This window comes from Stenotrophomonas sp. STEN035, assembly GCF_056759935.1.
This window is the reverse complement of record NZ_JBRRDY010000030.1, coordinates 37,133-60,501: the sequence shown is the minus strand read 5'-3', so window position 1 is coordinate 60,501 and position 23,369 is coordinate 37,133. Positions and strand designations below refer to the sequence as shown.

The 23,369-nt window shown below is 64.4% G+C and carries 23 protein-coding genes and 1 tRNA gene; 14 read left to right on the top strand and 10 right to left on the bottom strand.

Going from position 1 to position 23,369, the window contains the following annotated elements; translation table 11 throughout:
* Positions 1-61 precede the first annotated feature (61 nt).
* On the top strand, positions 62-955 hold the full coding sequence (gene dapA, locus ACVOLL_RS15660; RefSeq protein WP_481513724.1) for a 4-hydroxy-tetrahydrodipicolinate synthase: 894 nt from the start codon (positions 62-64) through the stop codon (positions 953-955).
* A gap of 32 nt (positions 956-987) precedes the next feature.
* Positions 988-1,503: a hypothetical protein gene (locus tag ACVOLL_RS15655; protein WP_481513723.1), complete on the top strand. Its 516-nt coding sequence runs from the start codon at positions 988-990 to the stop codon at positions 1,501-1,503.
* A gap of 87 nt (positions 1,504-1,590) precedes the next feature.
* Here the strand turns inward: ACVOLL_RS15655 and fdxA are convergent, their stop codons facing one another.
* Both fdxA and ACVOLL_RS15645 read right to left on the bottom strand, forming a co-directional pair.
* Positions 1,591-1,914 (bottom strand): ferredoxin FdxA, encoded by a 324-nt coding sequence (fdxA, locus tag ACVOLL_RS15650; protein WP_481509654.1) that lies wholly within the window; start codon positions 1,912-1,914, stop codon positions 1,591-1,593.
* A 181-nt stretch (positions 1,915-2,095) separates the two neighbouring features.
* Positions 2,096-2,170 (bottom strand) — tRNA-Glu (locus ACVOLL_RS15645).
* A gap of 41 nt (positions 2,171-2,211) precedes the next feature.
* Between ACVOLL_RS15645 and pcnB the strand changes: the two genes are divergently transcribed.
* The 6 genes from pcnB to pgi all read left to right on the top strand — a co-directional run bounded on the left by pcnB (position 2,212) and on the right by pgi (position 7,859).
* A complete protein-coding gene (gene pcnB, locus ACVOLL_RS15640) occupies positions 2,212-3,594 on the top strand; it encodes a polynucleotide adenylyltransferase PcnB (RefSeq protein ID WP_481513722.1) in 1,383 nt (460 codons plus the stop codon).
* A gap of 6 nt (positions 3,595-3,600) precedes the next feature.
* The gene (gene folK / locus ACVOLL_RS15635; RefSeq protein WP_481513721.1) at positions 3,601-4,089 is read left to right on the top strand and encodes a 2-amino-4-hydroxy-6-hydroxymethyldihydropteridine diphosphokinase; all 489 of its coding nucleotides are present in this window, start codon (positions 3,601-3,603) and stop codon (positions 4,087-4,089) included.
* A gap of 31 nt (positions 4,090-4,120) precedes the next feature.
* Positions 4,121-4,936 (top strand): 3-methyl-2-oxobutanoate hydroxymethyltransferase, encoded by an 816-nt coding sequence (gene panB / locus ACVOLL_RS15630; RefSeq protein ID WP_481513720.1) that lies wholly within the window; start codon positions 4,121-4,123, stop codon positions 4,934-4,936.
* Positions 4,933-5,775, top strand: a complete 843-nt coding sequence (gene panC / locus ACVOLL_RS15625; RefSeq protein WP_481513719.1) for a pantoate--beta-alanine ligase — start codon at positions 4,933-4,935, stop codon at positions 5,773-5,775. The genes panB and panC overlap by 4 nt, the downstream gene beginning before the upstream one ends.
* Before the next feature lie 195 nt (positions 5,776-5,970).
* A complete protein-coding gene (gene panD / locus ACVOLL_RS15620; RefSeq protein ID WP_481509636.1) occupies positions 5,971-6,351 on the top strand; it encodes an aspartate 1-decarboxylase in 381 nt (126 codons plus the stop codon).
* Entirely contained in the window at positions 6,348-7,859 is a 1,512-nt protein-coding gene (gene pgi, locus ACVOLL_RS15615; RefSeq protein WP_481513718.1) for a glucose-6-phosphate isomerase, read from the top strand. The genes panD and pgi overlap by 4 nt, the downstream gene beginning before the upstream one ends.
* 309 nt (positions 7,860-8,168) lie before the next feature.
* On the opposite strand, the gene ACVOLL_RS15610 is transcribed toward pgi, so the two are convergent.
* Both ACVOLL_RS15610 and ACVOLL_RS15605 read right to left on the bottom strand, forming a co-directional pair.
* On the bottom strand, positions 8,169-8,735 hold the full coding sequence (locus ACVOLL_RS15610; protein WP_481513717.1) for a response regulator transcription factor: 567 nt from the start codon (positions 8,733-8,735) through the stop codon (positions 8,169-8,171).
* Complete coding sequence (locus ACVOLL_RS15605) at positions 8,732-9,958, bottom strand: ATP-binding protein (protein WP_481513716.1); 1,227 nt, start codon at positions 9,956-9,958, stop codon at positions 8,732-8,734. Before ACVOLL_RS15605 ends, ACVOLL_RS15610 begins: the two co-directional genes overlap by 4 nt.
* 82 nt (positions 9,959-10,040) lie before the next feature.
* Here ACVOLL_RS15605 and ispG point away from each other — a divergent pair, with 82 nt between their 5' ends.
* The 3 genes from ispG (at position 10,041) to ACVOLL_RS15590 (ending at position 12,940) form a co-directional block, all read left to right on the top strand.
* A complete protein-coding gene (gene ispG, locus ACVOLL_RS15600; RefSeq protein WP_481513715.1) occupies positions 10,041-11,306 on the top strand; it encodes a flavodoxin-dependent (E)-4-hydroxy-3-methylbut-2-enyl-diphosphate synthase in 1,266 nt (421 codons plus the stop codon).
* Positions 11,287-11,976, top strand: coding sequence for a phosphatase PAP2 family protein (locus ACVOLL_RS15595; protein WP_481513714.1), 690 nt, complete (start codon positions 11,287-11,289; stop codon positions 11,974-11,976). The genes ispG and ACVOLL_RS15595 overlap by 20 nt, the downstream gene beginning before the upstream one ends.
* Before the next feature lie 316 nt (positions 11,977-12,292).
* Complete coding sequence (locus ACVOLL_RS15590) at positions 12,293-12,940, top strand: response regulator (RefSeq protein ID WP_481513713.1); 648 nt, start codon at positions 12,293-12,295, stop codon at positions 12,938-12,940.
* 325 nt (positions 12,941-13,265) lie between these two features.
* Here ACVOLL_RS15590 and rne read toward each other — a convergent pair whose 3' ends face one another.
* Positions 13,266-16,466, bottom strand: a complete 3,201-nt coding sequence (rne, locus tag ACVOLL_RS15585; protein WP_481513712.1) for a ribonuclease E — start codon at positions 16,464-16,466, stop codon at positions 13,266-13,268.
* A 411-nt stretch (positions 16,467-16,877) separates the two neighbouring features.
* Between rne and ACVOLL_RS15580 the strand changes: the two genes are divergently transcribed.
* A complete protein-coding gene (locus ACVOLL_RS15580) occupies positions 16,878-17,849 on the top strand; it encodes an RluA family pseudouridine synthase (RefSeq protein WP_481513711.1) in 972 nt (323 codons plus the stop codon).
* Positions 17,850-18,034: 185 nt separating this feature from the next.
* Here the strand turns inward: ACVOLL_RS15580 and zupT are convergent, their stop codons facing one another.
* Genes zupT through ACVOLL_RS15565 form a run of 3 tightly spaced genes read right to left on the bottom strand, consistent with a single transcriptional unit; the run spans position 18,035 to position 19,630 of the window.
* Complete coding sequence (gene zupT, locus ACVOLL_RS15575; RefSeq protein ID WP_481513710.1) at positions 18,035-18,844, bottom strand: zinc transporter ZupT; 810 nt, start codon at positions 18,842-18,844, stop codon at positions 18,035-18,037.
* 20 nt (positions 18,845-18,864) lie between these two features.
* Positions 18,865-19,281 (bottom strand): energy transducer TonB, encoded by a 417-nt coding sequence (locus tag ACVOLL_RS15570; protein ID WP_481513709.1) that lies wholly within the window; start codon positions 19,279-19,281, stop codon positions 18,865-18,867.
* Position 19,282: 1 nt separating this feature from the next.
* The gene (locus ACVOLL_RS15565; protein ID WP_481513708.1) at positions 19,283-19,630 is read right to left on the bottom strand and encodes a 4a-hydroxytetrahydrobiopterin dehydratase; all 348 of its coding nucleotides are present in this window, start codon (positions 19,628-19,630) and stop codon (positions 19,283-19,285) included.
* An 88-nt stretch (positions 19,631-19,718) separates the two neighbouring features.
* Between ACVOLL_RS15565 and ACVOLL_RS15560 the strand changes: the two genes are divergently transcribed.
* Together ACVOLL_RS15560 and ACVOLL_RS15555 are read left to right on the top strand one after the other, a co-directional pair.
* Positions 19,719-20,318 (top strand): NfuA family Fe-S biogenesis protein, encoded by a 600-nt coding sequence (locus tag ACVOLL_RS15560; RefSeq protein WP_481513707.1) that lies wholly within the window; start codon positions 19,719-19,721, stop codon positions 20,316-20,318.
* 13 nt (positions 20,319-20,331) lie between these two features.
* Positions 20,332-22,104, top strand: coding sequence for a hypothetical protein (locus ACVOLL_RS15555; RefSeq protein WP_481513706.1), 1,773 nt, complete (start codon positions 20,332-20,334; stop codon positions 22,102-22,104).
* Positions 22,105-22,324: 220 nt separating this feature from the next.
* On the opposite strand, the gene ACVOLL_RS15550 is transcribed toward ACVOLL_RS15555, so the two are convergent.
* Together ACVOLL_RS15550 and ACVOLL_RS15545 are read right to left on the bottom strand one after the other, a co-directional pair.
* On the bottom strand, positions 22,325-22,786 hold the full coding sequence (locus ACVOLL_RS15550) for a c-type cytochrome (RefSeq protein WP_481513705.1): 462 nt from the start codon (positions 22,784-22,786) through the stop codon (positions 22,325-22,327).
* 9 nt (positions 22,787-22,795) lie between these two features.
* Positions 22,796-23,173: a c-type cytochrome gene (locus tag ACVOLL_RS15545; protein WP_481513704.1), complete on the bottom strand. Its 378-nt coding sequence runs from the start codon at positions 23,171-23,173 to the stop codon at positions 22,796-22,798.
* Positions 23,174-23,369 lie beyond the last annotated feature (196 nt).

Genomic DNA, 23,369 nt, shown 5'->3' with positions numbered 1-23,369 from the left:
CTTCGGTCACGAACCCGCCGCTCGGCGGGCTTCTTTACCCCCACGAAGAGCGACTGACCCTTTGTCCATATCTGGTCTCATCACCGCGCTGGCGACGCCTTTCAAGGCAGACGGCGCACTCGATCCCGACGGCTGGCAGCGCTTGTTGGCGCAGCAGCTCAAGGGCGGCGTCCAGGGTGTGGTGGTAGCTGGCTCCACCGGCGAAGCCTCCACCCTGTCCGACGATGAATACGATGGCCTGCTGCGCAGCGCCGTTGCCGCCTTTGCCGGCAAGGTGCCGGTGCTGGCTGGTACCGGCCTGTCCGGTACCGCCCGCACCATCGCCCTGACCAAACGCGCGGCCGCCAATGGCGCCACCCATGCGCTGGTGGTCACCCCGCCGTATGTGCGGCCCACCCAGGAAGGCCTGCGCCAGCATTACCTGACCGTGGCCGAGCAGGGTGGCCTGCCGGTGCTGCTGTACAACGTGCCCGGGCGCACCGGCTGCGACCTGCTGCCGGAAACCGTCGCCGAGTTGGCCGCGCACCCGAACATCATCGGCATCAAGGAAGCGGTGGGCGATACCACCCGCCTGAAAGCCCTGCTGGAGCTGCGCAGCGACAGCTTCGCCATCCTCAGTGGTGACGATGGCTCGGCCGCCCGTTCCATGTTGTCTGGCGCCGACGGCCTGATTTCGGTCGGCTCCAACGTATTGCCTGGCGCTTACCGCACCCTGTGTGACCTGGCCCGCGCTGGTCAGCATGAAGCGGCCGAGGCCTGGGATGCCCGTCTGCAGCCGTACCACGATTTCTGCGGTGTCGAGTCCAACCCCATTCCGGTCAAGGCGCTGTTGCAGCGCATCGGCATCGGTGATGGGCTGCGCTTGCCACTGCTCCCGCTTTCCGCGCAATACCACGCACATGCCGATCACTTGGCCGCTGACGTGGGTGCGTTGGAAGAACTATCCAGCCGCTGATCCGGCGGCCTTTGAACTCTGGAGATTCACCCATGCGTCAAACCTCTACCGTTCGCGTGTTTTCGCTGGTGCTGCTGGGCGTAGTCACCGCCGTGGCCACCTCTGGCTGCTTCTTCAAGCGCGGTGCGCGCGGCGACTATGCGTTGGCCCCGGAAGCACGCCCGCTGGAAGTGCCGCCGGATCTGAACCTGCCCAACACCGCCGGTTCGGCGCCGATCCCGGCACTGGCCTCCGCAGCCAAGCCGGCGGCTACTTCGGCCGCTACCGTGGCTTCGTCGCAGAGCGGTTTCACCGTCAGCGGCAGCCGTGACGACGTATTTGGCAAGGTCGGTGAGGCGCTTGCCGGTGTCGAAGGCCTGACCATCGCCAGCCGCGCGCAGTTGCTGGGTTCCTACGATGTCGCCTTTGAGGGCAGCAACTTCCTGGTGCGTGTGGTCGCAACCGACGCTGGTGCCTATGTATCGGCGGTGGATCCGCGCGGCATGCCGGCCACCGATGCCGCTGCCACCAAGCTGATCGCCGCGCTGAAGGCCAAGCTGGCCGGTTGATCGCGCTGTTCGGGCAATAAAAAAAGGGCGCCTGCGGAAGCGGGCGCCCTTTTCATTGGCTGGCTGTTGGGCTGGCTATGCGGCGGCTCAGCGTTCCAGCAGCTTCAGCTTGTCTGGTTTGCCGTCCCACTCGGCAGCATCGGCCGGCGGGTCTTTACGTATGGTCAGCACCGGCCAGGCCTTGGCCAACTCGGCATTGAGCGCGACAAAACCTTCCTGGCCGGCGGGCACGTCATCTTCCGGGAAGATGGCGTTGACCGGGCATTCGGGCTCGCACAGCGTGCAGTCGATGCATTCATCAGGGTCGATCACGAGGAAGTTGGGGCCTTCGTGGAAGCAATCCACGGGGCAGACTTCAACGCAATCGGTGTGTTTGCACTTGATGCAGTTTTCGGTAACGACAAAAGGCATGGTGGGGTCCGGCTTTGAACCCTGCAATTCTAGATCAGGATGCAGGGGCTGGGCGGGGGCATTCTCATTGGCCAGGGCTGCAGGCGCAGTGAAACGTGCCGGAGCCAGGGCCCTGGGGCGCTGGCGGGTGTAAAAAGCAAAAAACCCCGCAGGGCGGGGCTTTTGCATTCGCAGACGGAGTTGGCGCTCCCTAGGGGACTCGAACCCCTGTTTTAGCCTTGAGAGGGCCACGTCCTAACCACTAGACGAAGGGAGCGTTTGGTCGCGTCTGGCGAGCGCGCTAGTATATGCATCTGGTTGCCGCTCGGCAATCCCGTAAACCCAACTGGAAGCGCCAACATCAATTCCATAGTTACAACGCCGTTCACCGTCCGCGTGATCCCGCGCGACCAGCACACCATCTCGCGCCGGGATATCAGTCCCAATGCGCTGCGGGTGCTCTACCGTCTGCGCGAATCCGGCTTCGGCGCCTATCTTGTGGGTGGCGCTGTGCGCGACCTATTGGTAGGTGGACGCCCCAAGGATTTCGACGTGGCCACCGACGCTACGCCGGAGCAGGTCAAACAACTGTTCCGCAATTGCCGGCTGATCGGCCGCCGCTTCCGCCTCGCCCACGTGGTATTTGGTCGCGAGATCATCGAAGTGGCGACGTTCCGCGCCAACAGTGATGACGGCAGCGGCGACCGTGAGGTTGAGAACGGCATGCTGGTCCGCGACAACGTCTACGGCAGCATCGAAGACGATGCGGTCCGCCGCGACTTCACCTGCAACGCGCTGTATTACGCCATCGAGGACTTCTCGGTGCGTGACTACACCGGCGGCTTTGAAGACGTACTGGCACGCCGGATGAAGCTGATTGGCGATCCGGAGCAGCGCTACCGCGAAGACCCGGTGCGCATGCTGCGCGCGGTGCGGCTGGCGGCCAAACTCAACTTCGAGATCGAAGCGGCTACCGCCGAGCCGATCCCGCGCCTTGCTTCGTTGCTGAGTGAGGCCGCGCCGGCGCGCTTGTTCGAGGAAGTGCTGAAGCTGTTCCTGTCCGGGCATGGCGTGGCCAGCTTTGAAGGGCTGGAGCGTTACGGCCTGCTGGCGGTGCTGTTCCCCGAGAGCGCTGCCGCGCTGAAGAGCAACCGCACTGGTGCCTTGCGCCGCATCCTGATCGAAGGCCTGCGCAATACCGACGAACGTGTCGCCAACGAGGAGCCGGTGTCGCCGGCCTTCCTGTTCGCGCTGCTGCTGTGGCCGGCCTTCTGCCGCGCGCTGATCGGCCTGCAGAAGCAGGGCCTGGCGCCGGAAGAAGCGCAGCGCCGTGCCGCCGACCGGGTGACCCTGCATCAGCTGAGCACGATTGCCCTGCCGCGCCGCTTCTCGTTGCCGATGCAGGAGATCTGGCTGCTGCAGTCGCGCTTCAGTACCCGCCAGCGCAAGCGCGTGTTGCGCACCTTGAGCCACCCGCGTTTCCGTGCTGCGTTCGATTTCCTGGCCCTGCGTCAGGCCGCTTCCAGCGAGCATCAGGAAGACATCGCGTTCTGGCGCGAGGCCCAGGCCGAGGCCGGGCACGAAGTGGGTGCTGGGCTGGATTCGGTGCATACCGATGGTGAGGCGGAAGAGGGCGCGGCACCGCGTCGTCGTCGCCGTCGTCGCCGTCCTGGCGGTGGCAGCGCGACTGCGGGCGAGTAAGCAGCGATGGTTGTAGCGTGTATCGGGCTGGGCGCGAACCTTGGGGACGCGCCCGCCACCCTGCGTTCGGCGATCGATGTGCTGGCGCAGCTGCCGGGCGTGCAGCTGCTGGCCAGCTCGCGCCTGTATCGCACCCCGGCCTGGGGCAACGAGGCGCAGCCGGACTTCATCAATGCAGCGGTTGCGCTGCAGACCGATCTGCCGGCGCCGCAGCTGCTGGAGCAGTTGCTGGCGATCGAGCAGCAGTTCGGGCGGGTGCGTGAGCCGGGCCAGCATTGGGGGCCGCGCTTGCTCGACCTGGACCTGCTCTTGTATGCCGAGCAGGTGATCGACCTACCGCAGTTGCAGGTGCCGCATCCCTTCCTGCATCAGCGCGGTTTCGCGCTGCTGCCCTTGGCAGACGTGGCGCCAGACGCCCTGATTCCGGGCCATGGAACAGTGCGGGACGTATTGGTAGGCATCAATACCTGCGGTATCGACCCGATAGGGGGATAATGGTCGGCTCATAAGCCACCGTTATGACCACATGAGCACACACGCAGATAGCAAGCCCTGGACCGTCCCCGCATTGGCCGAGGCCAAGCGCAATGGCCAGAAGCTGGTCATGTTGACCGCTTACGACGCCGGCTTTGCCCGTGCCTTCGACGCCAATGGCGTGGACCTGATCCTGGTCGGCGACTCGTTGGGCATGGTGGTGCAGGGGCACGATTCGACGCTGCCGGTCAGCGTTGACGATGTGGTCTATCACACCCGCGCGGTCGCTGGTGTACTGGAACGCGCACTGTTGATCTCTGATCTGCCGTTCGGCGCCGATGCCACCGCCGAGCGCGCGCTGGATGCCTCGCTCAAGCTGCTGCAGGCCGGCGCGGAGATGGTCAAGATTGAAGGTGCTGGCTTCAAGCTGGACATCATCCGTCACCTGGTCGAGCGCGAAATCCCGGTTTGCTCGCACCTGGGCCTGACCCCGCAGTCGGTGCTGCGCCTGGGCGGGTACCGCGTGCAGGGCCGTGGCGATGCTGCCAAGCAGCTGCTGGACGATTCCAAGGCCGTGGCCGAGGCCGGCGCCAGCCTGCTGGTGCTGGAGTGCGTGCCGACCCCGATTGCCGGCCGCGTCACCGCCGAAATCACGATTCCCACCATCGGTATTGGCGCCGGTCCGGATTGCGACGGACAGGTGCTGGTGCTGCATGACTTCCTCGGTCTGGACAGCGGTCACCGACGTCCCAAGTTCGTCAAGGATTTCCTTGCCGAAGGCGGCTCGGTGGCCGGTGCCGTCCGTGCCTATGCCGACGCCGTGCGCGCTGGCATCTTCCCCGACGCAGAACACGCTTACGCATCATGATCGAAACCGTTACCGAACTTTCCCGGCTGCGCGCCATTGTCAGCGGCTGGAAGCGCGAGGGCCTGCGCGTTGCGCTGGTGCCGACCATGGGCAATCTGCACGCTGGCCACTACTCGCTGGTGAAGCTGGCGCGTGAACACGCAGACAAGGTGGTCTCCAGCGTCTTCGTCAACCCGACCCAGTTCGGTCCGAACGAGGATTTCACCCGTTACCCGCGTACGCCCGAGGCTGACACCAGCGGCCTGGAGAAGGCCGGCTGTGACGTGCTGTGGCTGCCCACGGTGGAATCCATGTACCCGTTTGGCGTCGACTTGGCTGCCAACGTGCATGTGCCCGGTGTCAGTTCACTGCTGGAGGGCGCGCATCGCCCGGGGCACTTCGATGGCGTCTGCACGGTGGTGAGCCGGCTGTTCAACCAGGTGCAGCCGGATGTGGCCGCGTTTGGGCGCAAGGACTACCAGCAGCTGGCGGTTATCCAGCAGATGGTGGCCGACCTGGCGTTCCCGATCCAGATCCTCGGTGGCGAGATCGTGCGCGAGACCGATGGTCTGGCGATGAGCTCGCGCAACCAGTACCTGACCGCCGATGTACGGCCGCAGGCCACGCTGATTCGCAAGGTGTTGCTGGCCGCGCGTGATGCCTATCTGGGTGGTGCCGAGCGGGTGACGGTGGAGCAGCAGGCGGCGGCGCAGTTGGAAGCTGGTGGCTACCTGGTGGATTACGCAGTGGTGCGCATGCCCGATCTGAGCGAGCCCGGCGCAAGCCATGAAGGTGCCCGTGTGGCGCTGGTGGCGGCCAAGCTGGGCAATACCCGTTTGATCGACAACATTGAGTTCTGAATCCGCGGGTTCTGAATAGGGCAGCTGGCGGACTTTGTTTGTCCATCAGCAAGCCTCTGTATGACAGCCAATGGCGCCCTTGTGGCGCCATTGCTGTATCCGGGCAAACGCCACGGGAAAGGTCATGTTGCGGTGCGGGCAAGGGCGCGTGCCGGTGCTAGACTGCGCCCTTTCTCACGCAGTTTCGGCATTGTCATGCAACTCACCCTGCTCAAGACCAAGATTCACCGCGCCACCGTCACCCATTCGGAGCTGAACTACGAAGGCTCCATCGCGATCGACGACAACCTGCTGCAGGCCACCGGCATCCGCGAATTCGAACAGGTGCACATCTGGGACGTGACCAACGGTGCCCGTTTCACCACCTACGCTCTGCGCGCGGAAGCCGGCAGCGGCGTGATCTCGCTCAACGGTGGCGCTGCGCGCCACGTGCAGGTGGGCGACATCATCATCATCGCTGCCTTCGCCGGCATGAGCGAAGAAGAAGCCAGCACGTTCAAGCCCAAGCTTGTCTACGTTGACGGCGACAACCGCATTTCCCACACCAACGACAGTATCCCCACACAGGCCGCATGATCACCAACAACGGATTCGACGTATTGCACGCCCACGCCCAGCGTCTGCAGGGCACCGGCATTCCCTCGCTGATGGCCGCAGAGCCTGACCGGGTGCAGCGCTTGGCGCTGAAAGTCGGTCCGTTGTATGTGAACTTCGCGCGGCAGAAATACGACCGCGCGGCCTTGGCTGCCTTGTTGGAACTGGCCGCCGCGCGCGATGTCGCCGGCGGTTTCCAGCGTCTGTTCGCTGGCCAGAAGATCAACCACACCGAAGATCGCGCGGTGCTGCACAGCGCGCTGCGCGGCGATGCCAGCGATGCGTCGGTCGCTGTGGCTGCGCGCGCTGAAGCGGTGGCGGTACAGGCGCAGATGGGTGGCTTGATCAAGGCGCTGGAAGCCAGCAATGTCACCGACATCGTCAGTGTCGGCATCGGCGGTTCGGATCTGGGCCCGCGTCTTGTCGCCGATGCGCTGCGTCCGGCGTCCGGCGCACGTTTCCGTGTGCATTTCGTCTCCAATGTCGACGGCGCGGCAATGCAGCGCACCTTGGCGACGCTGGACCCGGCGACCACCGCCGGCATCCTGATTTCCAAGACTTTCGGTACCCAGGAAACCCTGCTCAACGGCCGCATCCTGTGTGATTGGCTGGGTGGCAGCGAGCGTCTATACGCCGTCAGTGCCAACCCCGAGCGCGCCGCCAAGGCCTTCGACATCGCCGCCGAGCGCGTGCTGCCGATGTGGGACTGGGTGGGCGGCCGTTACTCGCTGTGGTCGGCGGTGGGCTTCCCGATTGCCTTGGCAATCGGTTTCGAGCGCTTCGGCCAGCTGCTGGAGGGCGCTGCGCAGATGGACGCGCACGCGGCCAGTGCACCGCTGGCAAGCAACCTGCCGGTGCTGCACGCGCTGACCGATATCTGGAACCGCAATGTGCTGGGTTACGCCACCCATGCAGTGATGACCTACGACCAGCGCATGGCGCTGTTGCCGGCCTATCTGCAGCAGCTGGTGATGGAAAGCCTGGGCAAGCGGGTCAAGCGCGACGGCAGTCCGGTCGATGGCGACACCGTTTCGGTGTGGTGGGGTGGTGCTGGTACCGACGTGCAGCATAGCTTCTTCCAGGCGCTGCACCAGGGCACGAGCATCGTGCCGGCCGATTTCATCGGCTGCGTGCGCAATGATGATCCCTACGAGATCAACCACCAGGCCTTGTTGGCCAACCTGCTGGCGCAGACCGAAGCGCTGGCCAACGGTCAGGACAGCGAAGATCCGCACCGCCAGTATCCGGGCGGACGCCCGAGCACGATGATCCTGCTGGATGCGCTGACCCCGCAGTCGCTGGGCGCGTTGATCGCCATGTACGAACACGCGGTCTACGTGCAGTCGCTGATCTGGGACATCAACGCCTTCGATCAGTTCGGTGTTGAACTGGGCAAGCAGTTGGCCAGCCAGTTGTTGCCGGCAGTGCAGGGTGAGGCTGTGGAGATTGCTGACCCGATGACCCGGGAGTTGTTGGCGCGGCTGCGCTGAGAGCAGATTGTTGTTTGCAACAAAAAAAGCCGCGCAGAGATGCGCGGCTTTTGCTTTGCCCCCTCCCTTTGCCGAAGGCAAGGGGAGGGTTGGGGAGGGGTAGCTCTTGCTGTTCAAGCGAACGTCAACAGCTGCCCTCACCCCAACCCCTCTCCCGCAGGCGGGAGAGGGGCTCTGTTTTGCTCCCACCCTTTGCCGAAGTCAAGGGGAGGGTTGGGGAGGGGTGAGCCTTTGCTGTTCAAGCAAACGTCAGAAGCTGCCCTCACCCCAACCCCTCTCCCGCAGGCGGGAGAGGGGCTTCAAGCGGGGTTACCTGTTCGGGTCGCGTTCCGGGCTTGGCCGCTTGGTGAGCTTGCGCTGCAGCGAGCGCCTATGCATGCCGAGCAATCGTGCGGCTGCGGACACATTGCCGCCTGTTTCATGCAGCGCCTGCTGGATGTGCTCCCACTGCAGGCGGCTGATCGGCGTCATCGCATCCGGCGGTTCAACATCCTCGGGCTCCTCGCCGGCCTCATCTTCCTCGCCAAGCGCGCGCAGGATCATCTGCACGGTTGCCGGCTTCGGCAGGTAGTCATCGGCGCCCAGCTTGATCGCTTCCACCGCGGTGGCGATGGAGGCATAGCCGGTGACCAGCAGGATGCGCATGTCCTGACGCAGCTCGCGCAGCGGCTGGATCAGGTTCAAGCCGGATTCGCTGCCCAACTTCAGGTCGATCAATGCGAACGCTGGCGGCGTCTGTGTGGCCAGCTGCATGGCGCTGGAGATGTCGGTGGCGATGATGGTTTCAATGCCGCGGCGGGCCAGGGTGCGCTGCAGGGTGCGCAGATAGAGCGGGTCGTCATCGACCAGCAGGCCGTGGGTGGCAGCAGCATTCATGAACTTACCTCGATGTTGTTCAACGGCAGGCGAAAGCCGACGCGTGCTCCCTGGCCTTCGGCCGGGCGCATCCACAATTCGCCGTGCAGACGCTCAATGGTGGCATGCGACAGTGCCAGGCCGACACCCATGCCATTGCTTTTGCCGCTGTTGAACAAGGTGCCGGGCAGGGCGGCATCATTGGCGTTGAAGCCTGGGCCGTAGTCACGGACTTCGCCGTAAAGCTGGCCCTCGTGGATGCGGATGTCCAGATCTATCTGTGCACGGCCTGCGTGTTCGCCCGCGTCGGCGGCATTGTTCAGCAGTACCTGCAGCAGATGGCCGATGCCGGGGTCCAGCTTCAGGTGCAGCGGCGCATCCGGGTTGCGTCGCAACTGGATGGTCGGACGCACCAGTCGCCATTGTTCCAGCACGCTGGCGATGGATACCGGTGCGCGACTGCCTGCGCCTTCGGCGGGGGCGGCCAGCGCCAGCACCTTTTCCCGGCATTGCACCAGCAGCTCGCGCAGGGTTTCCAGGTCGTCGCGCATCTCAGGGGTGGCGGCGCCCTGCTCGACGATGTCGTCGGTGAGCAGGGTCATGGTCGCCAACGGCGTGTTGAGCTCATGGGCGACAGAGGCGGCGTGCGTGGCCAGCGCAACAATGCCTTCATTGCGGACGAAGCGCTCGCGCAGCATCGCCAGCTGGTTCTCTCGCTCGCGCAGTGCAGCCGCCAGGCGGGTCGAGAACACCAGGACCACCACGCTTGAAAGCAGGAAGTTGGCCGCTGCGCCCCACAGGTGCAGGCTCATGGTGTCGAAATAACCGCCTTCCAACGGCAGGCCGAATACCGCACTCAGCGCATAACCACCCACGCAGGCGGCGGCCACGGCATGTGTCCAGCGCAGCGGCAGCGCCAACGCGGCCAGGGCGATCAGGATCAGGAACAGCGAGCCGAACGGATTGGCGATGCCGCCGCTCCAGCCCACCATCCAGGTCAGTACCGTGACATCGACCAGGATGTGGCCGAAGGCGGTGACCGGGGCGGGATCGGTGTCATGCACACGCAGCTGCACGTACAGGTTGAACAGAGCCAGCACGGCGACGCCGGCCCATAGTGGTTCCTGCGGCAGTTCCAGTCCCAGCAGCCAGGTGGCTACAAGAATCGTGGCAGCCTGGCCTGCGGTGGCCAGCCAGCGCAGGCTGCACAGGGTGCGAAGAAAAGAGGTGTCTCGGGTTTCCATGGCGCAATCGTATGCTGTCGCGGCGGCTACCACGCAATCCAAGGTTCATGCCGTACGGGTGGCTGGCGCGCTAAAATGGGCAATGCATGACGCCGTGACCCGCCCAACACCGCCCACCGACGCTACCGCGTGGCCCCGCCGCATCACCCAATCCGTCGCCATCGGCGGTGTAAAGGTGGGCGGAGGCAATCCCGTGGTGGTGCAGTCGATGACCAATACCGATACCGCCGATGTGGCTGCCAGCGTCAAGCAGGTGGCTGAACTCTGGCGCGCGGGCTCGGAGATGGTGCGACTGACCGTCAACAATCCCGAATCGGCTGCGGCCATTCCGCGCATCGTCGAGAAGTTGGCGATGATGGGCATCGAGGTGCCGCTGATCGGTGACTTCCATTACAACGGCCATCAGTTGCTGACCGGCGAACCGGCCTGCGCCGAGGCACTGGCCAAGTACCGCATCAATCCGGGCAATGTCGGCTTCGGCAAGAAGAAAGACACCCAGTTCGCGCAGTTGATCGAATTCGCCATCAAGTACAACAAGCCGGTGCGCATTGGCGCCAACTGGGGCTCGTTGGACCAGGCGCTTGCCGCCAAGCTGATGGACGAGAACAGCCAGCGTTCGCAGCCTTGGGATGCCGGCCGCGTGCTGCGCGAGGCCTTGATCCGCTCGGCGCTGGATTCGGCCGAGACCGCGGTTGAGCTCGGCCTGCCGCGCGATCGCATCGTGCTGTCGGCCAAGGTCAGCGGCGTGCAGGAATTGATTGCCGTCTACCGCGATCTGGCGCTGCGCTCGGATTTCGCATTGCACCTTGGCCTGACCGAGGCCGGCATCGGCAGCAAGGGCATCGTCGCTTCGTCGGCGGCGCTGGCGGTGCTGATGCAGGAAGGCATCGGCGACACCATCCGCATCTCGCTGACACCCGAGCCGGGCCAGTCGCGCACGCAGGAAGTCATCGTCGCCCAGGAGTTGCTGCAGACCACCGGTCAGCGCGCCTTCACGCCGATGGTCACGGCTTGCCCGGGCTGCGGCCGTACCACCTCCGAGTTCTTCCAGGAGCTGGCCAAGGTGGTGCAGAACCACGTGCGCGAAAAGATGCCGGTGTGGCGCGTCAGCCATCCCGGTGCGGAGAACATGACGCTCGCGGTGATGGGCTGCATCGTCAACGGTCCGGGCGAGTCGCGTCACGCCAATATCGGTATTTCGCTGCCGGGTACCGGCGAAACCCCGGCAGCGCCGGTGTTTGTTGACGGTGAGAAGAAGATCACCTTGCGCGGTGACAACATCGCCCATGAGTTCGTCGCCTTGATTGATGACTATGTCGAGACCCGGTATGCCCGAAGCTCCGGTTGATTCCCGGAGCGAAGCTGCCGGTCTGCGCCGCTGGCTCGCCCACAATGCGTGGCGGCTGGTGGTGTTGTTCATCGGTGTGCTGCTGCCGCTGGCCGGCTTCGTGGCCTTGGCCGACGAGATCCATGAGGCTGAAGCCTTCCATTTCGACGCGGTTCTGCTGTTGCGCATGCATGCGATGGCCACGCCTGGCCTGAATGATTTCTTCGTGTTGATGTCCGAGCTGGGCTATCAGTGGGGCGTCATTCCCGTGGATATCCTTATCGTGGCCGTGCTGCTGTTGCAGCGACATTGGCGCAAGGCTGCATTCGCGGCGACGGCGTTCATCGGCTCGGCGCTGTTGAACCTGGGCAGCAAGCAGATCTTCCAGCGCGAACGCCCGAGTCTATGGGAGTCGATTGCACCGGAAAGCACGTTCAGCTTCCCCAGCGGGCACGCAATGGGCTCGATGACGCTCGCACTGACCCTGGTGTTTTTGACCTGGCGCACGCGCTGGCGGTGGCCGGTGGTGGCGGTTGTCAGCGGTTTTGTTGTTTCGGTCGGCCTGTCACGGGTCTACCTGGGGGTGCATTACCCCTCGGACATCCTTGGCGGCTGGTGTGCCGCAACGATCTGGGTAACAGGCGTGTATATGATGATGTTCCGTCGGCGCTGGTCCTTGCCCGCGCCTTGAGGTGCACTGCAATTGGTAGTGTCCAAAAGGTAAGAGAAGTCCTAAGTCATTGGACGAATTGACCTGATGGATACAGTATTGGCTGCGACGGCATAGTGAGCTCGCCAGCCGCAGGCACATAAACCGCATCATCCTGATGCTCAAAACAACAGATACATTTCCTGCGAGCGGGTGTCCGATAGAGCCCAGTTGGGTCACTTCTGCTTGATAATACACATGGCCTTGCCATGAGGGACGGGGGAGGGCCGTCGCCTCGCATGCTCGGATTTTGCCGCGCCCAAGGCTTCAACTGTCACCTCGCCGCGAGGAATCCTTCATGACCATCAGCGTTTTTCTTATCGATGACCACGCACTAGTGCGCACGGGCATTCGGATGATTCTTTCGGGGCAAACCGGGATAGAAGTCGTCGGCGAAGCGGACAGCGGCGATGTCGCGCTGCCGCAGATCCGCCGCCTCAAGCCTGACGTCGTACTGTGCGATCTGCATCTGCCGGGCCTGAGTGGGCTGGAGATCACCGAGCGCATCGTCAAGGGCGACCACGGCACCAAGGTAATCATTGTTTCCGTGCTGGAAGATGGGCCAATGCCCAAGCGCTTGTTGGAGGCTGGTGCTTCCGGCTACGTGGGCAAGGGTGGGGACTCGAAAGAGCTGATCCGTGCCGTGCATGACGTTGCCATCGGCAAGCGTTATCTGGCCACCAGCATTGCGCAGAATCTGGCGCTGTCCAATCTGGAAGGCGGCGAATCGCCGTTCGACCTGCTCTCGCCGCGTGAGCTGGAAGTGGCGTTGCTGTTGATCCAGGGCCACCGCCAGGAAGAGATCGCCCGTCGCCTGAGCCTCAGCGCCAAGACCGTGAACACCCACAAGGCGCGTCTGTTCCAGAAGTTGGGTGTGCAGGACAACATCGCGCTGGCCAGGCTTGCCGCGCAGTACGGCGTGGGCGATCCCAGCAAGGCGATCTGAGGCCAGAAGAGCTTCTGCCAGGCTTTTTCTGCAGAATGGGCCTTCGAGTGCAGTTGAATCAGAAGAGCGCAGCGGCAACGTTGCGCTCTTTTTGTTTTTTTGGCGTTGTGGGGCACGCCAGCCCAACCTTCGCCTGTGGGAGCGGCGTGAGCCGCGAAGCTGGCGTTGCTCAAGCCCCGGCGGCTGTGCCCTCTGATGATGTGCGTGTTTCGCGGCTGACGCCGCTCCCACAAGAAGCTTGAAGCGCAGCCGCTGCGGTTACGTGGTCCAGAAACGCAGAAAGCGGCCCGAAGGCCGCTTTCCGTTTTTGCACAAACTTGACGGATCAGCCGTTACGCGGCTGGTCGTCTTCCTGCTTCTCGGCCTCAGCTTCGGTCACGACGCTGTCGGCATGCACGGCCGGAGCCGCGACGACGACGGGTGCCGGCGCTACGGTCTCGACGACCGGCTTTTCAGCGCTTTCCTCAACAACCGCGGTCTGGGCGAACAACTGCCCGTTCTCCGGTGCTGCGGGCTCCGGTGCTGCAACTACGGCCGGTTCCGGCTGCAGGGTGCTGACGGGGGTCGGCACTGTGTTGACCGGTGCAACAGGCGCGGCCTGCTCGCTCGGTGCAGCGGCAACTACCGGTGCACTGACAACCACCGGAGCTTCGACCACAGCGACAACCGGGGCAGTGATGACCGCTTCGACGACAGCTTCTGCCGGGGCGGTGGTTGCCTGCTCGGCCTTGACCACTGCTGGTTCGGCGGTAGCAGGCACTTCGACGGCAGCGACCGGTGCAGGTGCGGCAACTTCGACAACGGTTGCTTCAACAGCAAGCACTTCGACATCAGCGGCAGGTGCTGCGGCAGCAACCGCAACAACGGCTGCAGCAGCTTGCACCGGTGCAGCAACAGCCGGCTTGGCTGCTACTGGAGCGGAAGCCGGAGCGGCCGGAGTTGCGGGTTCGTCATCGAACTCGAACTCGGGCTGGCTGCTGGCGGGCTTGGCCGAAGCTTCATTGACGTCGCCATCGGCGTCATCAAAAGCGTCCAGACCATCCTCGTCACCGCCCAGGTTTTCACCGCCGGCGGCACCTTCACCGTTGCCACGACGGCGGCGACGGCCGCCGCGGCGACCGCGACGACGACGACCACCGGCTTCGCCGGCACCGTCTTCGGCTGCTGCAACCGGGTTGCCGTTCTCGTCGACGACCACAGCCATTGCTGGCTGCTCCTCGGAGACGACCGCTGGCTTGGCGATCTCGGCAGCAATGGTGTTTTCCTTCACCACGGCATCGGTGTTGGCAACGGCTTCGTTTGCCACAATCGCTGCCGCGGCAACCACCGGTGCCGCAACGGCCGGTGCAGCTGCGCGAGCGGCTTCCTGCTGTGGCTGCTGCTGGCGTGCGGGTTTCTCGCCTTGCACGTTCTGCTGCTGGACCTGCTTGTCGCTGTCCTGCTGCGGCTTGGGCTGCTTGGGCTGCTTCGGCTGCTTGCCCTGCTGCTGCTCGTTGTTGCGCGGCTGCTTGGGCTGCTGCTGGGCCTGCTCACCGCGCTGCTGTTCATTGCGCTGCTTGGGCTGCTGCTGGGCGTTGTTCTGTGCCTGCTGCTGGCCCTGTTGCTGCGGCTTGTCAGCGTTCTGGCGGCGATCTTCGCGGCGCTGCTCATCACGGCGGTTGCCATTGGCGTTGCCGCCAGCATTTGCATTGGCGTTGCCGCCGCGGCCCTGCTGGCCGTTGCGGCCGTCACGGCGCTGGTTGCCGCGCTCGTTGCGGTTGTTGCGGCCGTTGTCCTGACGCTGCGGCTGTGCAGGCTGTGCGGCCGGGGTCGGCTCGCCGCCGAACACGCGCTTCAGCCAACCCATCACGCCGCCTGCGGCGGGCGCGACAGGTGCGGCAACCGGTGCCGGAGCCGGTGCGGCTTCGACGACTTCACGGATCGGCGCAGGCTGGCTGTGCTTGACGTGGGTTACGGCCGGTGCCGGGATGTTCAACTGTGCCTTGGTCAATGCATGCACCGGCAGCTTGCGCGGGGTGCCGCGCTGGTAGCTGGGCTTGTTCGACTCTTCACCCAGCTCGTTGTCGCGCAGGCGCGTGACTTCGTAGTGCGGGGTGTGCAGCTGCTCGTCGGCAACGATGACGATGGGTGCGTCATGGCGCTGCTCGATTTCACGCAGGGCGCTGCGCTTCTCGTTGAGCAGGTAGTTGGCGATCTCGACCGGGGCCTGGACCAACACCTGTCCGGTGTTCTCCTTCATCGCATGCTCTTCGGCAACGCGGATGATGGACAGCGACAGCGACTCGATGCTGCGCATGCGGCCCTGACCGTCACAACGCGGGCAGACGATCTGGCTGGATTCGCCCAGGCTCGGACGCAGGCGCTGACGGCTCATTTCCATCAGGCCGAAGCGCGAGATGCGGCCCAGCTGGACGCGGGCACGGTCGTACTTCAGCGCATTCTGCAGGCGGTTTTCGACTTCGCGCTGGTGCTTGCTGGAGGACATGTCGATGAAATCGATGACCACCAGGCCGCCCAGGTCGCGCAGGCGCAGCTGGCGGGCAACTTCTTCGGCCGCTTCCAGATTGGTCTGGAAGGCGGTGTCTTCGATGTCGCTGCCCTTGGTGGAGCGGGCGGAGTTGACGTCGACCGCGGTCAGCGCTTCGGTCTGGTCAACCACGATCGAGCCGCCGGACGGCAGGCGCACGTTGCGCTCGTAGATCGCCTCGATCTGCGATTCGATCTGGAAGCGGTTGAACAGCGGGATGTCGTCCTTGTAATGCTTGAGCTTGCGCAGGGTCTGCGGCATCACCTGCTGCATGAAGTCGCGTGCGGTCTCGTACAGCTCTTCGGTGTCGACCAGGATCTCGCCGACGTCCGAGCGCAGGTAGTCGCGCAGGGCGCGCACGATCAGGCGCGATTCCTGGTAGATCAGGAACGGGGCCGGCTTGGTCAGTGCGGCTTCGGCGATCGAGCGCCATACCTGCAACAGATAGTCCAGATCCCACTGCAGCTCTTCAGCATCGCGGCCGACGCCGGCGGTGCGGATGATCACGCCCATGTCGTCGGGGATGTTCAGCTTGTCCAGCGCTTCCTTCAGGGCGGCGCGGTCTTCACCCTCGATGCGACGGGACACGCCGCCGGCAGAGGGGGAGTTCGGCATCAGCACCATGTAGCGGCCGGCCAGGGAGATGAAGGTGGTCAGGGCCGCGCCCTTGTTGCCACGCTCTTCCTTGTCGACCTGCACGACGATTTCCTGGCCTTCGCGTAGGAGTTCCTTGATGCCGGCTTTGTTGTGGTCCACGCCCGCCTGGAAGTAATCGCGGGAGATTTCCTTGAGCGGCAGGAAGCCATGGCGGTCGCCGCCGTACTCGACAAAGGCAGCCTCGAGCGACGGCTCAAGGCGGGTGATGCGGCCCTTGTAGATGTTGGACTTCTTCTGTTCCTTGGACGGTTGCTCGATGTCGATGTCGTACAGGTTTTGCCCGTCGACGATGGCCACGCGCAGTTCTTCAGCCTGCGTGGCATTGATCAGCATTCGCTTCATTGTGCGTTCCTCGCGCGCTGCTACCGCGCGGAACGCCATGGGGTTTCGCCTCTGGACACGGTTCGCCGCCCATTCGCGCAGGCGCGGGCAGGGCGGCTTGGGTTTCCAGCGCTACGACACCACGGCAGGCCGCGGGAGCGCTTCTTTCTTGTTTTAGGTGTTTCAGGGCCGGCGGCCGCCCGCGGCCGTAGCCGATGGCGTCGCGCGGGACATGGGTTTCGTCCAGCTCGGATGCTTTTTTGGCATCCGGCGATGGCCGGGAACGCCGACGAGCCGCTAACATGGCCGCCCCGGGGGCGGTGGCCGCGCACTGTGCCGGATTCGTAGGGAGCGGGGCTTCTGGCCCTGACCAACTTCCAACGAAATCAAACCCTTATATCGCCCCCCGAGTGTAGCAGAATAAATAGGCCGATGACTGATTCCGACAAGCCCCAAGCACCGCCTGCCGCCAAGAGCAGCGTGCGCATGATCAAAGTGCCCGAAGACAGGGCAGGACAGCGACTGGACAACTTTTTGTTGGGTCAGCTGAAGGGCGCGCCACGCAGCCTGGTCTATAAATTGGTCCGCAGTGGCCAGGTCCGGGTGAATGGCGGCCGTGCCAAGGCCGACCGCAAGCTGGATGGTGGTGAAGAGGTCCGTATCCCGCCGGTCAATCTCAATGAGATTGGAGACAAGGCGCCGCCGCCGAGCAGCTTCCTGCAGCGTATGGAAGAAGCCATCGTCTTCGAGGACGCCAAGCTGTTGGTGATCAACAAGCCGACCGGCGTGGCAAGCCATGGTGGTAGCGGTATCAGCCACGGTGCGATCGAGACCATGCGTGCGCTGCGGCCGAACATGAACCTGGAACTGGTGCACCGGCTGGACCGGGACACCTCCGGCCTGCTGATCCTGGCCAAGAAGCGCTCAGCTCTGGTCGAGCTGCAGGCCTTGCTGCGTGAAGACCATGGCGGCATCCAGAAGCGCTACCTGACCTTGCTGGCCGGGCGCATGCCGGACGGTGTAATGAGTGTCGATGCACCGCTGCATGTCGGCCTGCGTCAGGGCGGCGAGCGCCATGTTCAGGTGAATGCGATCGGCAAGCCGTCGCTGAGTCATTTCAAGGTATTGGAGCGTCGCGGCGGGCAGTCGTACTGCGAAGTCCGGATTGAAACCGGCCGCACCCACCAGATCCGCGTACACGCCCAGCATATTGGCCATCCGGTCGCAGGTGACGACAAATACGGCGATCCTGTAGTCAACAAGCGCTTTCGCGAGCAGATCGGGCTTAAACGCCTGTTCCTGCACGCAGCCTCGCTGGAGTTCGCGCTGGATGGCGGCAAGACACCTTATGTATTGAATGCGCCGTTGCCGCAGGATCTGGTGGATGCGCTGAACAAGCTTTGAAGGTTTGAAGCCGGGAGTGGGGGTATGGTGATGCGGGGTTTGCTGGAGCGGCATAAGCCGCGAAGCTGACCTTGCTTGGGCCCTGCATCCCGGCCATCTGATGATGTGCGAGCTTCGCGGCTTACTCCGTTCCCACAAGGGATCCGATTTCTGGCTTGGCAGGGCAGGCTATCAGCCCGAGCTTCCTACCACTTGAACAGCACCAGGCTCACCGCAATCGTCGCCATGCCAATCACCAGCCCGTAAACGGTCTCGTGGCCTTGGGCGTAACGCTTGGCGGCGGGTAGCAGTTCATCCAATGCCAGAAACACCATGATGCCGGCGATCAGCCCGAACACGGCGCCAAAGGTGGCCGGGGACAGGGCGTCCGCCAGCAGGAAGTAGCCAATGGCCGCGCCTACCGGTTCGGCCAGGCCCGACAGCAGGCTGGCAGCGAAGGCGTAGGACTTGCGGCCAGTGGCCAGATACACCGGCACGGCGATGGCGATGCCTTCGGGGATGTTGTGGATGGCGATGGCGAAAGCCAGCGGCAGCCCGACCGAGGGACTTTCCAGGGTGGCGAAGAAGGTCGCCAGGCCTTCGGGGAAATTGTGTGCGGTGATGGCAATTGCACTGAGCAGGCCGACCCGACGAATCTGTTTGTGGCTGTGGTCGTGAAAGGCCGGGTCCTGCTTGTCCAGGCTGTCGTGCGGGTTCGGGACCAGGTGGTCGATCAGCACCACCAACAGCACGCCGCCCAGGAACCATAAGGTGCCGTAGGTATAGCCGAGGCGGTCGCCATAAGCCTGGGCGAACGAACCGATCGACTTGTTCAGGATCTCCGACAGCGAGACGTAGACCATCGCGCCGCCGGCAAAGGTGAGTCCGAACGCCAGCAGGCGCGGGTTCGGGCGCTTGGAGAACAGGACCAGCAGGCTGCCGACGGCGGTGGCCAGGCCGGCAGCGAAGGTCAGGCCGAACGCAAGCCAGAGGTTGTCAGTGGAGAACGCATGCATGCGTGCAGGCCGTTACCGGCTCAGCCGCCGCGGCGTGCGCGTTCTTCGATGGCAAAGCACTCGTTTGGCTTGGGATCCGGCGGGTTGAAGCTGACCGGTACCTGGATGGTGGTGGGCACCGGCTGGCCGTTGCGGGTGGCCGGGTTGAACTTCCACTCGCGCACGCGGCGCGCGGCGGAGTCGTCCAGCTGGCTGTTGCCGCTGCTGGTGACCAGCGAGACCTCGGTAGGCGTGCCCTGCGGGCCAACCACCACGCGCAGCACGCTCTTGCCGCCGACGCCGGTGCAGGCCAGTTCGGCCGGGTAGTCCGGCGGCGGGGTCTGCACGGCAGCCACTTCGGTCGGGGCGATGACCGGCGCATCGGGTTGATTGGAGGAGTTGCAGGCGCTCAGTGCAGCCACGGTACCCATTGCAGCGAACAGCAGACGCAGTTTCATGTCATTGCTCCGTTAGTGCGGATGCCTTGGCGGCACAGATGAAGTCGTTTTCGCTCAGCCCGCCCACATCGTGGGTGGAAAAGCGCACAACGGCGCGGTCGTAGTGCACGCCCAGGTCGGGATGGTGGTCTTCGCGATGCGCAACCCAGGCCAAAGCGTTCACGAACGCCATGGTGCCGTGGTAGTTGTCAAAGCGGAATGTACGGGTCAGGGCCTGGCCGTTCTCGGCCAGCTCCCAGCCCGGGATCTGCCGTAGCAGCTCGGCGACGCGGGCCTGACCGAGGCGATATTCGCTGCCCCGGCGCGGGCTGCAGTGCGCTTGTGCCAGCGGGATGAGATCAGGGGCCATGCATACCTCCATAACAGGTGACTGAACTGTGCCGACCTTGGAATCACTGTCCCATCGGTGGCAACCAAGACACGGCTAGAATACCCGCATGATCCAGATCTCAGATACCGCCCAAACGCATTTCCGCAAGTTGATCGAACGCGAGGCCGTGCCCGGGATGGGCGTGCGCCTGAGCGCGATGGACCCCGGAACCCCGAGCGCAGACGCGCGCCTTGAATTTGCCGAGCCCGCTGACCTGCTCGGTGATGAGTGGGCCGTGGACTGCGATGGCTTCACCTTGTACATCGCCGCCACCAGCGTGGCGTGGTTGGACGGCGCCGAGATCGACATCGTCACCCAGGCTGCCGGTACCCAGCAGCTGACCATCAAGGCGCCCAAGATCAAGGGCGAAGCCCCGGGTGATGCAGCGTCCATCGTCGAGCGTGTGCGTTGGGTGATTGAAAACGAAATCAATCCGCAGCTGGCTTCGCATGGCGGCCGCGTCGCCGTGCAGGAAGTGTCGGCCGACGGCGTGGTGTTGCTGCGTTTCGGCGGTGGCTGCCATGGTTGTGGCATGGCCGATGTGACCTTGAAGCAGGGGATCGAGAAGACCTTGATGGGCCGGGTGCCGGGCATCACCGCCGTGCGTGACGCCACCGACCACGAAACCGGTCAGGCCCCGTATATTCCGCGCGACGGCGCGGGCTGAGCCGCTACCACGCATGCCGGTGACATCGGTTACCGAGCTGATCAATCTGCTGGCCTCGCGCCGGCAGACCAGCATCCTGCACGATCGCCGCACCGGCATGCCGTACAGCTGGAGCAACTGGCTGCGCACGCGTGTGTCCAAAGGGCTGTCCGCCTTTGTTGATGCTGATGCCGCCGAAGCCATGGCGGCGCGGCCGCCGCGACCTCGCGAGGCTGCAGCTGCGCCCTTGCCTTTGTGGCAACACATCGTGTTGCTGTTCTGGAATGGTGGCGAAGCGCCGCCGCGCGATCAGCGTGGCCTGCGCTGGTTCGCGGGTTTCTTCAGTGCAGGCCTGCACGTGCTGTTCGCGCTGCTGTTGCTGTGGGTGGCGCTGGTGCGCAGCAATGTGCCGGAACAGGACGCCGAAGAAGGCGAGCGCGTGCAGGTGGAGTTCATTGGCGATGGCACCGCCAAGGATGAAGGCGGTGGTACACCGGATGCCGAGGCTGGTGCGGGCATTGCTGCTGCGGAGCCGGTTGCAGGCGCTGCGCAGACCCCGGCTTCTTTGCCCGCCGCAAGCGCAGCCGCTGCGCCCATCGAGCAGCAGGCCGAGCAACCCTCTGCGACGCAAGCGATGCAGGAAGTTCCTGCGCTGCCTGAGCCGGTAACACCCGAACCCGCGCCGCCTGTCGAACAGCCTTTGCAGGCCACCGAAACGACTCGGCCAACCACTGATTTCATCGTGCCGCCGGTCGCGGTGGCTGCGCCGACACTTCGCACGCGGGAAACCCAGGTGCGTGAGCGTACTGTCGAAACGGCGGTTGATCGTCCGCAGCCGACTCCTTCGCCGCACCAGCCGGCTGAGGTCACCGTACAGCTGCGCCCCTCCCAGGTGCAGGTGCGAGAGCGCCAGATCGAAGTCGCCGAGCAACAAACGGTCACGCTTCCTCAGCCACGCGTGCGCGACGCGCAGGTGCAGGTGCGCACGCCGCAGTTGGGTGTGCGTGAGCGGCAGATCGAAACCGCGCCGCAGGAGTCGGTAGCGATGGCCGCGTTGCCCACGCGCGATGCCGAAGTGCAGGTGAGGACGCCGACAACGGCGGTGCGTGAGCGCTCGGTAGCAGGCGTGCCGGACAAACCGGCTACATCGGCTTCGACTGCTCCCGCTGCAGCCCAGACATCAGCCAGTACGGCGCAGGCCGGCGCCTCGACGAGCGCGGCGCGCCAGGCTGCTGCCGCAAATCCGAATCCGCGCCCGGGTACAAGCCCGGGAGCTGGACCAAAACCTGCCGACCGCAGCGGCGGTTGGGCTGCACCGACGCGTGGCGATGATTGGGGTGCTTCCCAGCGTCAGGTTGCTGGCAGCGCCGGCGGCCAGGCTGACAAGGGAGCAGGGCTCTTCAATGCTGATGGCAGCGTGAAGCTTGGTGGCAACGAGGGGCAGGCGCAGGACGCGGCCAAGCGTGGCGCGCCGGGCGGTGACGCCGACACCTGGAGCCGCGAGCGCATCGCCGAATCCGGCACCTGGCTCAAGCGCCCGCCGTACGACTACACACCAACCTCCTTCGACAAGTACTGGGCGCCGAACGAGTCCCTGCTGGCCGAGTGGGTGCGCAGGGGTATCAAGAGCGTGGAGATTCCGATCCCCGGCTCAAAGAGCAAGATTTCCTGCGTGGTATCGATGCTGCAGTTCGGTGGCGGTTGCGGCCTGACCAACCCGAACATGCAGGAGCAGCCGGCAGAAGCAAGACCGCCACCGGATATCCCCTTCAAGAAAGAGCTGCAGGAAGACAACGGTAGCCGCTGATGGCGCGCCATATGATTGGGTTCTTTGTAGGAGCGGCGTAAGCCGCGAAGCTAGTACCGAATCAGATGACGCAATTGCCTGAGGTTTCGGTCATGTCAGCTTCGCGGCTTACGCCGCTCCCACAAACAGGGCAAGGCGCATCGCGTGATAACTGCGCAATACGAACAAAGCCGCCCAAGGGCGGCTTTGTTGTGTCAGTGCGGTGCTGCGACGGTTGTCTTCAGTCCACGCCGTGCAGGTCGCGCAACTGGCTGGGGCGCGAGCCGAAGTAGGCGGCCAGATCAGCAATGTCCTGATCGCTCAGGTTCTGCGCCTGCGGCGTCATCAGCATGTGGTCGCGGGTGCTTGCACGGTAGGCCTGCAGTGCGTGGGCGAGGTAGTCGCCGTACTGACCGCCGAGTTTGGGATAGGTGGGGTCGATCGGGTTGTTGCCGTCGGCACCGTGGCAGTCGATGCAGCTCTGCCCGGTGGCCTTGCCCTTGGCGGCGGCCAGGTGCTCCCCGGCGGCGATGCGCCCAGTGGGCAAGCCTGCTGAGGACCTAGAACCGTGTTCACCGCTGGCGTGGCCCGGGTCGGCCGCGGATTTGCTGCTGGACTCGACCTCCGACTGCGTACAGGCGGCCAGACCCATGGCGGCGAACAGGGCGATGGACAAACGCAGTGCGTGCGTGGCTTTCGTCATGGTCGGCGCTTATTTGAGGGTGGACAGGTAGGCGGAGAGATCAGCAATGTCCTGCGGGCTGAAACTCATCGATTGCGCCTGCATCGTTGGATGCTTGCGCTTGCCTTCGCGGTACTCGGTCAGCGCCTGGGTCAGGTATTGCGGCGACTGCCCGCCGATCTTCGGCACGCGGTAGCTGGGGTAGGCGTTCTTGTAGCCGGTGATGCCGTGGCAGCCCTGGCAGGTATAGGCCAGGGTTCGGCCGGTAGCGGCATTGCCTGTGCTGGCCGGCGCCGGTGTGGCGGCGGGGGCGACGGCGGGTGTAGCAGACTGCGGATCAGCTTGGGCGGCCCCGAAGGTCAGGGCAAAAGCCAGAGCGAAACAAGCGGCGAGCGGCTGCGAGCGCATGGTTTCCTTGTCCGGTGAGCGGGTCTGGGGTTCCGCCGTGGGATACGGAACGGGCCGAGTATAGCCCGCGTATTTACCCGTTCGGAACAGGCGCTTGGATGCTGCATTGCGGTAGCCCATACCTACTAGTGGTACCCATGACTTTCGGGGCATGGTGTTGATGTGGGGTGGTGCAATACTTTGCTACAACACCTGC

Bases quoted from the DNA above. Each gene is read 5' to 3' on its own strand.
- ACVOLL_RS15655 (WP_481513723.1), top strand. From the start codon at position 988: ATGCGTCAAACCTCTACCGTTCGCGTGTTTTCGCTGGTGCTGCTGGGC.
- fdxA (WP_481509654.1), bottom strand. From the start codon at position 1,914: ATGCCTTTTGTCGTTACCGAAAACTGCATCAAGTGCAAACACACCGAT.
- folK (WP_481513721.1), top strand. From the start codon at position 3,601: ATGGTTGTAGCGTGTATCGGGCTGGGCGCGAACCTTGGGGACGCGCCC.
- panB (WP_481513720.1), top strand. From the start codon at position 4,121: ATGAGCACACACGCAGATAGCAAGCCCTGGACCGTCCCCGCATTGGCC.
- panC (WP_481513719.1), top strand. From the start codon at position 4,933: ATGATCGAAACCGTTACCGAACTTTCCCGGCTGCGCGCCATTGTCAGC.
- panD (WP_481509636.1), top strand. From the start codon at position 5,971: ATGCAACTCACCCTGCTCAAGACCAAGATTCACCGCGCCACCGTCACC.
- pgi (WP_481513718.1), top strand. From the start codon at position 6,348: ATGATCACCAACAACGGATTCGACGTATTGCACGCCCACGCCCAGCGT.
- ACVOLL_RS15610 (WP_481513717.1), bottom strand. From the start codon at position 8,735: ATGAATGCTGCTGCCACCCACGGCCTGCTGGTCGATGACGACCCGCTC.
- ACVOLL_RS15605 (WP_481513716.1), bottom strand. From the start codon at position 9,958: ATGGAAACCCGAGACACCTCTTTTCTTCGCACCCTGTGCAGCCTGCGC.
- ispG (WP_481513715.1), top strand. From the start codon at position 10,041: ATGCATGACGCCGTGACCCGCCCAACACCGCCCACCGACGCTACCGCG.
- ACVOLL_RS15595 (WP_481513714.1), top strand. From the start codon at position 11,287: ATGCCCGAAGCTCCGGTTGATTCCCGGAGCGAAGCTGCCGGTCTGCGC.
- ACVOLL_RS15590 (WP_481513713.1), top strand. From the start codon at position 12,293: ATGACCATCAGCGTTTTTCTTATCGATGACCACGCACTAGTGCGCACG.
- rne (WP_481513712.1), bottom strand. From the start codon at position 16,466: ATGAAGCGAATGCTGATCAATGCCACGCAGGCTGAAGAACTGCGCGTG.
- ACVOLL_RS15580 (WP_481513711.1), top strand. From the start codon at position 16,878: ATGACTGATTCCGACAAGCCCCAAGCACCGCCTGCCGCCAAGAGCAGC.
- zupT (WP_481513710.1), bottom strand. From the start codon at position 18,844: ATGCATGCGTTCTCCACTGACAACCTCTGGCTTGCGTTCGGCCTGACC.
- ACVOLL_RS15570 (WP_481513709.1), bottom strand. From the start codon at position 19,281: ATGAAACTGCGTCTGCTGTTCGCTGCAATGGGTACCGTGGCTGCACTG.
- ACVOLL_RS15565 (WP_481513708.1), bottom strand. From the start codon at position 19,630: ATGGCCCCTGATCTCATCCCGCTGGCACAAGCGCACTGCAGCCCGCGC.
- ACVOLL_RS15560 (WP_481513707.1), top strand. From the start codon at position 19,719: ATGATCCAGATCTCAGATACCGCCCAAACGCATTTCCGCAAGTTGATC.
- ACVOLL_RS15555 (WP_481513706.1), top strand. From the start codon at position 20,332: ATGCCGGTGACATCGGTTACCGAGCTGATCAATCTGCTGGCCTCGCGC.
- ACVOLL_RS15550 (WP_481513705.1), bottom strand. From the start codon at position 22,786: ATGACGAAAGCCACGCACGCACTGCGTTTGTCCATCGCCCTGTTCGCC.
- ACVOLL_RS15545 (WP_481513704.1), bottom strand. From the start codon at position 23,173: ATGCGCTCGCAGCCGCTCGCCGCTTGTTTCGCTCTGGCTTTTGCCCTG.